Annotated in this window: 12 protein-coding genes; 3 read left to right on the forward strand and 9 right to left on the reverse strand. The window is 35.6% G+C overall.

Translation table 11 applies throughout. From position 1 onward, the window contains the following. Nucleotides 1-11 precede the first annotated feature (11 nt). Nucleotides 12-1,271, forward strand: a complete 1,260-nt coding sequence (locus tag EKQ63_RS17115) for an MFS transporter (RefSeq protein ID WP_143881313.1) — start codon at nt 12-14, stop codon at nt 1,269-1,271. A gap of 150 nt (nt 1,272-1,421) precedes the next feature. On the opposite strand, the gene EKQ63_RS17120 is transcribed toward EKQ63_RS17115, so the two are convergent. The 6 genes from EKQ63_RS17120 to EKQ63_RS17145 form a co-directional block, all read right to left on the reverse strand. Continuing rightward, complete coding sequence (locus EKQ63_RS17120; RefSeq protein ID WP_088327755.1) at nt 1,422-1,892, reverse strand: DinB family protein; 471 nt, start codon at nt 1,890-1,892, stop codon at nt 1,422-1,424. Between the two features lie 209 nt (nt 1,893-2,101). Continuing rightward, the gene (locus EKQ63_RS17125) at nt 2,102-3,478 is read right to left on the reverse strand and encodes a sensor histidine kinase (RefSeq protein ID WP_143881314.1); all 1,377 of its coding nucleotides are present in this window, start codon (nt 3,476-3,478) and stop codon (nt 2,102-2,104) included. A 1-nt stretch (nt 3,479) separates the two neighbouring features. Next, nucleotides 3,480-4,157, reverse strand: a complete 678-nt coding sequence (locus tag EKQ63_RS17130) for a response regulator transcription factor (RefSeq protein ID WP_000781961.1) — start codon at nt 4,155-4,157, stop codon at nt 3,480-3,482. A gap of 146 nt (nt 4,158-4,303) precedes the next feature. Further along, on the reverse strand, nt 4,304-5,143 hold the full coding sequence (locus EKQ63_RS17135) for a YitT family protein (protein WP_071710615.1): 840 nt from the start codon (nt 5,141-5,143) through the stop codon (nt 4,304-4,306). A gap of 340 nt (nt 5,144-5,483) precedes the next feature. Continuing rightward, nucleotides 5,484-5,753, reverse strand: a complete 270-nt coding sequence (locus tag EKQ63_RS17140; RefSeq protein WP_000440733.1) for a 2TM domain-containing protein — start codon at nt 5,751-5,753, stop codon at nt 5,484-5,486. A gap of 180 nt (nt 5,754-5,933) precedes the next feature. After that, entirely contained in the window at nt 5,934-6,575 is a 642-nt protein-coding gene (locus tag EKQ63_RS17145; RefSeq protein WP_087953132.1) for an ATP F0F1 synthase subunit alpha, read from the reverse strand. A gap of 289 nt (nt 6,576-6,864) precedes the next feature. Between EKQ63_RS17145 and EKQ63_RS17150 the strand changes: the two genes are divergently transcribed. Together EKQ63_RS17150 and EKQ63_RS17155 are read left to right on the forward strand one after the other, a co-directional pair. Further along, a complete protein-coding gene (locus EKQ63_RS17150; RefSeq protein ID WP_087953131.1) occupies nt 6,865-7,896 on the forward strand; it encodes a S66 family peptidase in 1,032 nt (343 codons plus the stop codon). 75 nt (nt 7,897-7,971) lie between these two features. Next, nucleotides 7,972-8,367, forward strand: coding sequence for a DUF3224 domain-containing protein (locus tag EKQ63_RS17155; protein ID WP_143881315.1), 396 nt, complete (start codon nt 7,972-7,974; stop codon nt 8,365-8,367). 223 nt (nt 8,368-8,590) lie between these two features. On the opposite strand, the gene EKQ63_RS17160 is transcribed toward EKQ63_RS17155, so the two are convergent. From EKQ63_RS17160 to serC, 3 genes are read right to left on the reverse strand one after another with little or no spacing between them, the layout of a single operon-like run. Next, nucleotides 8,591-9,835, reverse strand: coding sequence for a DUF1015 domain-containing protein (locus tag EKQ63_RS17160; protein WP_143881316.1), 1,245 nt, complete (start codon nt 9,833-9,835; stop codon nt 8,591-8,593). Between the two features lie 13 nt (nt 9,836-9,848). After that, nucleotides 9,849-11,021 carry a 3-phosphoglycerate dehydrogenase family protein gene (locus tag EKQ63_RS17165; protein WP_087953128.1) on the reverse strand — a complete coding sequence of 391 codons (1,173 nt, stop codon included), beginning with the start codon at nt 11,019-11,021 and terminating at the stop codon, nt 9,849-9,851. Nucleotides 11,022-11,033: 12 nt separating this feature from the next. Next, complete coding sequence (gene serC, locus EKQ63_RS17170; RefSeq protein ID WP_088327775.1) at nt 11,034-12,116, reverse strand: 3-phosphoserine/phosphohydroxythreonine transaminase; 1,083 nt, start codon at nt 12,114-12,116, stop codon at nt 11,034-11,036. Nucleotides 12,117-12,314 lie beyond the last annotated feature (198 nt).

Genomic DNA, 12,314 nt, shown 5'->3' on the forward strand with positions numbered 1-12,314 from the left:
GAGTAGATAAAGTGGACATATTAAAAAACCGGAATTTCCTCTTATTATTTTTAGGAAGAATTTTCACCAACATAGGAGATAGCTTATATTACGTAGCAGCGATGTGGCTCGTATATAAGCTAAGTGGTAATCCTTTTTATTCTGGATTAGCAGGTTTTCTTACGTTATTACCTTCTGCACTTCAATTTCTTACCGGTCCATTCGTTGATAGGTGGCAAATTAAAAACACCCTCGTCATCACACAAGTTTTGCAATGCATTCTTATTTTAATCATTCCTATTACACACTACTTCGACCTATTAACAGTTCAACTACTACTCATCATCATGCCCATCGTAGCCTTTATCGAACAATTCGCCTATCCCGCACAATCAAAAGCTTTACCACTTCTACTGCCTAAAACACAATTATTAAAAGGAAATTCACTCTTCTCATTCGCATATCAAGGCATCGATCTAATTTGTACGACTCTTTCTGGAATATTAGTAGCACTATTTGGCGCAATCACTTTATATGTAATCGACTCTTTCACTTTCGCGATTACTGCTCTTTTGTTTTTTTCATTAAAAATGCCACAGCAAACTGAAACGGTCACATCACTTTCAACTAAACAATATTTCACTGATTTAAAAGAAGGGTTTTCGATCGTCTTTCGTTCCTTAATGGGCGTATTCTTAATCGGTTCCGTTGTTGCCAATTTTTCAATCGGTATGACAATGGCCATACTCCCTTCTTTCGCTGATTCTTTAGGTGGTGTGAAATCATACGGCTTCTTCTTAGCTGCTATATCAGCAGGTAGTCTCATTGGTGCATTATTCAGTTCCTGGGTTGGCAAACGTAATGTTGGCCGTGTCTCTATTATTGGCTTTGCGACTGGTGCTATCTTTTGGTTTTTCTCTACGGTTGTACCGTTTCAATGGCTGTCTATTTTCTTATTCGGCCTAGCTTGGGTACCGATTGGTGCAACCAACATATTATTTGCGACAATTAGTCAAATTGTAATTCCAAATCAATATATTGGACGCATCAACTCTGTCATGCGAAGTATGGGCACAATTGCGATGCCATTTGGTTCTTTAATTGGCGGATACACTGCAAATGTATTTAGTAGCCAACTCATTTTCGCGCTCGCTAGCATTGGGATTTTATTTATTTCTCTCGTATGGCTACTTCATCCGAAATTACGGGCATTGCCGAAAGCTGATGAAATTACAGCAGATACTTTTGGAGTACGGTTTAAAGAAGAGCTCGGGAAAGGTGCGGCTTTATAGCAACCAAACATAACCCCGTTCTAAATTGGGGACGGGGTTAAAAATATAGTTATTTCATTTTGGATGTAAAATACTTCACTAAAAATATAACAATAAAGTCCTTTGAATATCTAAATTTTATTTAACAATAGCACCAACTTAAAACGACAGTTAACGCTTTGATGGCCAAGCACCCTGCATTTTCCTTAATTGAATAATTTGTCCTGTATGATAAGCATCATGAAGCATGATATCCAGTAATTTCCCCTCTAGTGAATTTTGCTCAAGCTCTCTTTCGGAAATTGCACTTAATACCTGTCTTAAATTATGTTGAACATCTTCACAACGTTCAACGACTTTCTTCCATTCCATATCATTATTAGATTGCTTAGTCAGATAAAATGTGTCATTTCCGTCAAGATTATGTGTCCATGCACGGCCTTCCAAGTTTGCAGCAAGCCTCTCTTTGTAATAAATGAGATGATTAACATTCTCCCAAATGTTGTTCGTTACCCCTCTAGATGGCTTCCACATAGCCTGTTCGGCTGTAAGTCCTTCTATAGCATGTTTAAACGGTGCATACCAACTCTCTTTATCAAATGTTGAATCTAGTGCGTTTAATAACAAGTCAATTCGTTTCAAAGTAATTTCCTCCCTAAATAGCTAAAGTTTCAATAAAATCTTATAACTCTGTAGAGATTCTACATTTTTAAATAAGCTTCCTCCTAATCTTATTCTACAAACAAGTCCAATTATGGAATAGGATTACTCACATCTTTAAAACAACTCTTTTCACTTTACACATAGACTAACGAACAAAAAAGAGGCCGTTCCGAAACAGCCTCTTTCATCTATTTAGGAAGCTCAACCCGAACGGTCGTCCCTTCCCCCTTCGTACTATACACCGAAACGTTTCCATGATGCAGTTCAACAATCTTCTGCACAATCGATAATCCTAAACCACTACCTTCTACGTTTCTTGCTCTTGCTGTATCTACTTTGTAAAAACGATCAAAAATACGTTCCATCTCTTCTTTTTCCATACCGATTCCGTTATCGGATATAGAGATAATAACACTAGACTCTAACTCTTCGACAAAAAACTCAATGGTCCCACCATCGTTTGAAAACTTAATACTATTAGTGAAAATATTACTCCATACTTGATGAAGTAAGTTTTCATCACCTTTTATAACAATATCGGGCACATCGAATTCAACGGCGATATCTTTTTCACGCCATTTCCATTCGAGCATAAAAATGACGTCTTTAATTTGCTTCTGCAAATTGAATTCTTTTATTTGCAACACTTTCTCTTCTTTATCTAAAGAAGCAAGCGTAAGTAACTGTTTACATAAACTAGACATTCGCTTACTTTCGCCCTCAATAATTTGTAAGTAATGGTTTCTTTCTTCCACGCTCATCTTTTCTGTTTGCAATGTTTTCGAAAAACCTTGTATGGAAGAAAGCGGCGATTGAAATTCGTGCGAGACATTCGAAACGAATTCTTGTCTCATTTCATCCAATTCTTTTATACTTTTCGTCATCTTCTGAAAGCTCGTAGCTAACGTACCAATTTCATCTTTTCGTTTTACGTCTAATTCGATATCATATTTACCACTTGCAATTTTTTGCGTAGCCTTCGTGAATTTACGAATGGGACGAACGATATAACCTGCTGCAATTGCTATAAAAATGATACTTAATAGCACGATAAACACAAGTAATACCGCTAAGAAAATTCGCATCTCGCCAAATTGGTTCTGAATGTCAGGACGAATAAATAAAGCGTACTGTTTATCACCGTGTTGCACTGGTACACCGACGCTATTAATTAACTCATTATCGAAGAAACCTGTAATAAATAGGCGGGTCGGATATGTAGAAACGCCATTAAACGTTTCGCCATTCAATACTTTATGAACGGTATCATCACTAATAGACGTCTTACGAAACGCATTGCCGATACGCTTTCCATTCTTTTGATCATCGACAATATAAATTTCATATCCCAATTTCGCAATAGACTGTAAGTATGCTTCTTTATTCTCTTCACTTTGCTTTTCATATAACGATTTAACTTCCTCAGCATACGTTAAAATCTTTTCACTATTATACGGTTTTAACTTCACTTGATAATATACATTTGTTAATAAAAAACCAATTATACTACTAAGTAGCATAATACCGACTGTCATAAATACAAATCTCGAATATAGTGATTTCATTTTATTTCAACTCCAACTTATAACCGAGTCCGCGCACTGTTGTAATTTGAAAATCATCTGTTCGTTTTGAGAAGCGATCTCTTAGTCTCTTCACATGAACGTCAACTGTTCGTTCATCCCCTTCAAAATCCATTCCCCATACTAACTCAATTAACTCTTCTCTTGAAAATGTTCTCCCAGGATAACTAGCTAGTTGTGATAATAATTCAAATTCCTTTAATGGAAGTAAAATCGTCTGGCCGTTACACTTCACTTCAACACCTTTACGATCAATTGTCGTTCCGTGAAGTGTAATTATGTCAGCACTCAGCATTTGATAACGGCGCAATAATGCTTTCATACGAAAAATGACTTCAGCTGGTTCAAATGGTTTTACGATATAATCGTCTGTACCAGAAATGAATCCTTTTTCTTTATCGACTAACTGATCCTTTGCTGTTAATAAAATAACAGGAATATCATGATACTTCCGTATTTCTTCACATAACGTATAGCCATCAACGAACGGCATCATAATGTCTACGATCGCAAGATGAATATTTTCCTTCTCTAATACGTCTTGCGCTACCTTTCCATCTTCCGCCTCAAAAACTTTAAACCCCTCTTTTTGTAAATGGTAATGCAATAACTCTCTAATATGTTTATCATCATCAGCTAATAAAATATGTATCATCTTCATTAAACCCTCTCTTGTTCATCCTTCTACATCACTACATTAAGAAACAATTGGATTTTTTGCAAGAAAAAGAATCTATTTTGAAAAAAGACTATTCAAAATAGATTCTCACGTTTTAGTATTAAGATTATTTTAATCAAAAACAATTTTTAAGCCTTCGAAATATCAACAAATCCTTCTCCGAACACATCACGAACATCGTGGATAGCGATGAAAGCAGCCGGATCCGTAGTTTGAACAATCCGCTTTAGCTTCACTACTTCTTGCTTATTAATAACAACATAGAGAATGTCCTTCGGCGTTTTCGTGTAATAGCCATGACCTGAATACACGGTAACCCCTCTGCCCATTAAGGTTGTCACCTTCCCTGCAATTTCATCTGGATTATCAGAAATAATGGTAATGGCCTTTTTCGGATTTAACCCTTCGATTACAAATTCCATTACTTTCGTTCCTACATATAGCATAATAATTGTCAGCATCAGTTTCTCTGCACCAATGATGAAATAAGATGAAAACGCAACGATTAAATCGAAGAACAGTAGACCGTAGCTAATGCTCCAACCTAAATACTTATGCGTCATTCTCGCTAAGATCGTAGTACCTGCAGTTGTTCCGCCAACGCGAATAATTAGACCGATACCGCACCCTACAAATATTCCTCCAAAAATAGCATTTACGAGCATTTCATCCGAAGTAATCGTCCATCCTTCTGTTAAATGGAGAAATAGCGAGTTCGTAACTACAGCGATAATCGTATAAATCGTTGTGATTTTATTTAAAAATTTATAACCGACTATTAACAAAATCGCATTTAAAATTAAATTAACTAAACCTGGTGACCATTCAAATAAATAGTACGTAATAATCGTGATACCTGTTACTCCGCCCTCACCAAATTCGTTCGGAATAACAAATAAATTGACACCTAAAGCAAAAAGGAATGCACCAATAATAATAAAAATAATGTCTGTCGTTCTTTTTTTCATATAGTACCTCACTTCTTATGCAAATATTTCTTCAGATATAAACTCTCACCATTATATCGTGGAATATTCAAATCGAACAGTAGTTTATTTTTATTTTCATATAGGATGATAAATCAACTTTATCCTATATCTACATGTAATTAAAAAAGGATAACAACTTTATTTATTATGTGCTACAAGTAAAGTTTTGATTTCATATGCTATTCACGCTGAAAAGTGAATAGGAACACTCTCACTCGCACAAACTTCGAATACAAAACAAATAGGCGAAGCTATAGAATAGGCTTCGCATCAAACATTTGATTGTAGAGATTTATATTCATACATTCCAAAAATAAATTCACTTATCTTTCTCCATATACTCTTTAATCTTTCGTTCTTCCCACTCTTTTCCGAATATCCCAAATGGAAAAGTTGTTAAACCGTGTATAACGATACCGATCCCCCAACCTCCAAGTGGATATAAAAACCATAATTTACTTGAATCAGAACTTATATTTATGAAAAAAAGCATTAAGTTCACTAATATATAGACCGTTAAATGAATGTAAAACGCTTTTAAATTCTCCACCCTTTTTTTAGCTCGTAAATAATTCTCATTTCGCTCCATATGTAAACACCTCTTTCATTATTGTATTTTTTAAATTCGCTCCGATTTAAATATCATATTCTAATCGAAAATCCCTTATTCTCAAATAAAATACAAAACAAAAAAGTACCCAGCAAATAGTCATGTGTATGACCGCTTGCTGGGTACTGCATGATACATTTATTATTTACATTAGTCTAATTAAGACCAAATCCAAACATCATCATTATTTTCAACGTTGCTCTTTACCTCATGAACTTTTTCAATATGGTCAACTGTGTTCCAGTTAATAGAACTTCCGCCCCAGCCTACATACTTCATATCAATTTTCACTTTCTCACCCGCTTTAAATACTTGTCCCTTTGTTAAGAAAACATCAATAATAACTTTCTTCCCGTTTAGCGATGGATACTCGACTACGACATATTTAGTAGCACCGTCTCCCTCATCTTCCATCGTTCCTACTTTTGATACTTCACCAATTACATAATCAGGAGAACCGTCTTCTTTCATATGCATGCCTAACTTGTTTGTTGTATTTTCAATTGCAGTTGCAACCATATATTCTGTAAAATTACGCATCATAGATCCAGTAGCTTTTACTTCATCTCCTACTTTCACGTTTGAAAATGAATCTATATATACACTAACAGGTTCTTCGTATTGCTTAGATTTAACAACAATTACACCGTTATCTACTTCTACTACTCGTCCTTCTAACGTCGAGAAATTCGATTCAATAGAAGCTGCACTCACTTTTGTTAGTTCTAACCCTGGTAAATTCGTTCCTGATAATGTTGCAATCCCTAAAGCACCTGCTAAAATTAATTTTTTCATACCCATTATGAAACATCTCCATTCATGATGATTTTATTTTTGATTGGATACAACCAACCTGTAACTATTATAGTTACAGGTTATAAAAAATAGCAACCCTCTTTCTCATGCAATGATGCATAATGTGATTTTTACATATAAATCGATTATTTCTATATTCAACAATACTGCCAAATTCTTGCATAACAGCAGGGAAACGAATTGATGATGAAGAAACTAATGACATGCATCATATTTTTCAATGCTACGGTTTGTATAATCGTAGTTCATTACATTATGTAGGGGCGGAATTCATATGTTAATAAAACCAAAGAGATTACAGCCAGGTGATATTGTAGCAACAGTAAGTCCTTCATGGGGAGGCGCAGGTGATTCTGAGATAAGATGGCGTTATGAACAAGGAGTAAAGAGATTAGAAGAGATTTTCGGTCTTACGGTTATCCCAATGCCAAATAGTTTAAAAGGTAGCGAATTCATTTATAACAATCCACAGGCTCGTGCGGAAGATTTAATGACAGCATTTCAAGATACGCGCGTGAAAGCCATTATTGCGAATATTGGCGGTGAAGATAGCATTCGCTTACTTCCTTATATAGATTTTAATGTAATACGTGAAAACCCGAAAATTTTTATGGGATACTCTGATGTTACCGTTTCACACTTGTTTTGTCATAAAGCAGGAATTTCCTCCTTTTACGGTCCAGCAATTTTGACCGACTTTGCCGAAAATGTAGAGATGGATCCATATACGGTTGAAATGGTAAATCGAACTCTCTTTTCAAATGAAACGATTGGCGAGATTCAACCAGCTCATGAATGGACGAGTGAGCGTTTAGAATGGATAGAGATAAATAAGCATACAAGACGTACGATGCAACAAAACAATGGATATGAGCTACTTCAAGGCTCTACCACTGTACAAGGTCGTTTAATTGGTGGTTGTATAGAAGTATTGGAATTTGCAAAAGGAACGGAGCTTTGGCCTGAGAAAAAACATTGGGAGAATAGTATTCTCTTCTTTGAAACTTCTGAAGACCATCCAGAACCAAGTTTTATAAAGTATTGGTTGCGAAATTACGCAGCGCAAGGTATTCTGCAACAAGCAAAAGGTATCATTTTTGGTAAACCAAAAGACGAAATGTATTATGAAGAATATAAACATGAAATACTGAAAGTTATGAGGGAATATAACTTAGAAAACTTGCCAGTTCTTTATAATTTAAATTTCGGCCATACTGAACCGAAGTTTATTTTACCTTACGGTGCGATGGCAGAAATTGATTGTGAAAATGTATCTTTTTCTATTTTAGAGAGTGGCGTGGAATGAATAAAAACACTCCTATGAGATATGTCTGTGAATGGATACTTTTTAAAAGTATATAATTGGAGGGAGATTACGTGTATGGAAGTAACATTTACAGTAAGTAAATGGGATGAAAAACCAATCGATGATACTAAAAAAGATTTCTCTATTAATATTGCTCATGTCGAATATGATATTGATGGGGAATTAAAAGGAAAGGCTTTTGTTGAATACTTATTATATTATTTAGACTCAAATATAAATGATGGTCACTTAGCTACTGCTAAAATTTCTGGATTTTTACACTTTGAAGGAGTTTATAAAGGGCAACATGGGACATTTACAGCTATAGAACAAGGAATATTTGATAAAGGAAATTTAGATTCCCCAGGAACAATTATTAAAGCTACCGGTAACTTAGAAAGTCTGAGAGGATCCTATCATTATCAGTTTGCAGGTCAAACCAGTAAACTCATTTTAGAATTTGAAATTTAGCAAAATACCCTATAATTTAGTGAAAAGGACATTTCTTGTAATACTAGGAATGTCCTTAAAGTTCGTTCAAAGGTAATTTTTTCGCCTACTTGCAATTTCATTGGTCCCCCTCCTCAAAACCTCTTTTAAAATAAGAAAAACCGAAACTAAAATCATTTCGGTTTTTCAAACTAATGAAGTCTATATTTATTTTAAAGAATGTACAAACAACCCAATATAATACTTATAAAGAATTTACAAAAAACCCACTAAGCAGTTTCGGTATAAACCCCGATAATTTTTGTGGCATAACTTTTCGCGCGTCTCCGAATGGTAATAAAGATTCCATTGATGTCGGATATAGTGAGAACGCTGCTTTATATGCACCGCTATTTACAAGACATTCTAGTTCTTCTAATCCGCGGATTCCTCCAACAAAATCAATGCGTGAATCAGATCGCGGATCATGTATTTCAAGTACTTGGCTTAATAAATGATCTTGCAGAATAGATACATCTAAACCTTTTACAAGGTCGTTCGCATCAAACGTTTCCTCTTTCACTGTGAGCTTATACCACTTCTCGTTTACATACATGCCAAATGTTTTTGGTTCATTTGGTTTATACGGAGAAATAGATGCTTCTTCTACATAGAAGTATTGCTTGATTTGCTTTAAAAACTGTTCTTCTGATAAACCATTTAAATCTTTCACAACGCGGTTATAATCCCAAATAGATAATTCATCATGAGGGAATAAAACTGATAGGAAGAAATTAAACTCTTCTTCTCCTGTGTAATTCGGATATTGCTCTCTTCGCATAAGCCCTACTTTTGCAGCTGATGCAGAGCGGTGATGCCCATCCGCAATATAAAGATTAGGAATATCTTCAAATAAGTTTACTAAACTCGCAATTACTTCTTCATCAGCTATTTTCCAAGCAACATGCCTAACGTCGTCTTCTGCTGTAAATGTATAAATTGGTGTATGTTCTTCTTTCCAGTTTGCAATGAAACGTTTCACTTCTTCTTTTGTACGATATGTTAAAAAGATAGGACCTGTATTTGCATCACACACATCTACGTGACGAATACGATCTAGTTCTTTTTCATGACGCGTTCTTTCATGTTTTTTAATTGTATCATCTTCATACTCATCAATAGATGTACAAACGACAAGACCGGACTGCGTTCTTCCTTGCATCGTCAGTTCATAAATGTATAGTGCTGGCTCTTCGTCTTGTATGAACACTTCTTCTCGTATAAAACGATTTAAATTTTCACCCGCTTTTTCATATACGCGATCATCGTACGGTGAAAGCGCTGGGTCTAAATCAATTTCTGCTTTATCAACGTGTAAGAAAGAAAATGGATTTCCTTTTACAACTTCTCTTGCCTCTTCACTATTTAAAACATCATACGGTAAAGCCGCAACTTGTGCTGCTTTTTCTTCTACTGGACGAATGGCCCGAAACGGTCGGATTTTTGCCAATTCCCTCTCTCCTTTACACAATCATTCGAACGGCTACAACACCTGTAATTTTGCTTATATTTTCCACAATGTTCTCTTTTATTATATCATCAATTCCGTTATCAATATCAATCATTGTGTACGCCCAAGAATGTTTACTACGATTAATCATATCGGCAATATTAATATGATGTTCTGCTAAACATCCTGTAATTTGTCCTACCATGTTCGGAACGTTTTGATGCATGATTGTAATACGTTTCTTTCCGATATACGGCAATTCTACGTTTGGATAGTTGACTGAATTACGAATATTTCCTGTCTCTAAATATTCACGTAATTGACGCGCTGCCATGATCGCACAATTTTCTTCTGATTCAGATGTAGATGCACCAAGGTGAGGCGTCGCAGTTACATTTTTCATCTTTATTACATTTTCATTCGGGAAGTCCGTTACGTAATGCGCAATAACATCTTCTTCTAACGCTTTTTGAAGAACCTTTTCATCTACAAGTTCTCCTCTAGAAAAATTGAATAAACGCATTCCTTTTTTCATTTTCTCTATAGCGTGTTCACCAATAATCCCCTTCGTTTGATTCGTAAGAGGAATATGAAGGGTAATATAATCACACGTTGCAAAAATTTCATCTAAACTAAATGCTCTTTGCACATGTGTAGAAAGGCGCCATGCTGTTTCAACTGAAATGTAAGGATCGTATCCGACAACGTCCATCCCTAAAGCTAACGCATCGTTCGCAACTAAAGCACCGATTGCGCCAAGGCCGATAACCCCTAGACGTTTCCCCGCAATTTCAGATCCAACAAATTGTTTCTTTCCAGATTCAACAAGCTGCGGTACTTCTTCCCCTTCTAAATTTTTCGTCCAGCTTACTCCGTTAATAATGTTACGTGAAGACATAATAAGACTTGCAATAATAAGTTCCTTTACTGCATTAGCATTCGCTCCTGGTGTATTAAATACTACAATCCCTTTTTCTGTACATCGCTCGACAGGAATATTATTTACACCTGCACCAGCTCTTGCAATCGCCTTTAAGTCTTTTGAAAAATCTTCTTGATGTAAAGAATAACTGCGAAGTAAAATGCCGTCTGGGTGGTCCATTCTCCCCCCTACTTCATAGCGCTCTCCGCTAAGCACTTGCAAACCTTTTTCTGCAATTTGATTTAACGTTTGAACACGAAACATATCCCCATCTCCCTATCTATTCTCAAGCTCAAATTCCTTCATATAATTTACTAATTGCTGTACGCCTTCTGCTGGCATCGCATTATAAATACTAGCGCGCATACCACCGACTGATCGATGCCCTTTTAACGTAACAAGGCCGCGTTCTTTCGCTTTTTGTAAAAACTCATTGTTCAGCTCTTCTGACGGCGTTGTAAACGGAATGTTCATAAGTGATCGATACGTAGGATCAACTGGTGAAGTAAACATTTTTGATTCATCTAAGAAATTGTAAAGAAGTGAAGATTTCATTTTATTTTGTTCTTCAATCGCAGATACCCCGCCTTGCTCTTTCAGCCACTCTAGCACAAGTTTCGTTACGTAAATACTAAAAGACGGCGGTGTATTATATAAGGAGTTATTTTTGCTGTAAGTTTCATAATTTAACATTGTCGGACAAGAGCGATCTGCTCCTCCAATTAAATCCCTTTTTATAATCGCAATCGTTAAGCCCGCTGGCCCTAAATTCTTTTGCGCTCCCGCATATATAAGACCAAACTTCGAAACATCATATCGTTCTGATAAAATATTTGAAGACATATCCGCAACGAGCGGTACTTTATCTACATGTGGAATGTCCACATATTTCGTTCCCTCAATTGTATTGTTCGTTGTAATATGTACATAATCTAGTTTTTCATCATTTGGTAAACCATCCAGTTTAGGAATTGTACTAAACTTCTCTTGTTCAGAAGAAGCAATCACTTGTACTTCCCCTACTTTTTCAGCTTCTTGCAGCGCCTTTTTAGACCATGAGCCAGTCAATACGTACCCTGCTTTTTTATACGTATTCATTAAGTTTAACGGTATCATAGAAAATTGTAATGACGCACCACCTTGTAAAAACAGTACTTCATACTCATCAGGAATGTTCATTAATTCACGAAGCAAGTTACTCGCTTCATCTATAATACTTTGAAAATAAGAAGATCGATGACTCATTTCCATAATAGACATGCCTGTCCCGTTATAATTTACAAGCTCCTTTTGCACTTTCTCTAAAACTGGCAAAGGGAGTATAGATGGTCCAGCTGAAAAATTATATACCCTCTCCATCATCCTAATAACCTCCCTATTTATCAATCTTATTATTTTTTAAACTTTCTGAATTATAACCCGAAATATAATATACGGTCAATTTGTTTTCTATTATTACGGCGCAAGACGCAATGGAATCGCTTGCATGTGCAAACTATTTTTATAAACATACAAAAAAGTGTTAAGTACATAATCGTACTTAACACTCTAGTAATA

This window comes from Bacillus sp. BD59S (genome assembly GCF_007363175.1).
GTDB classification, from domain to species: domain Bacteria; phylum Bacillota; class Bacilli; order Bacillales; family Bacillaceae_G; genus Bacillus_A; species Bacillus_A pacificus.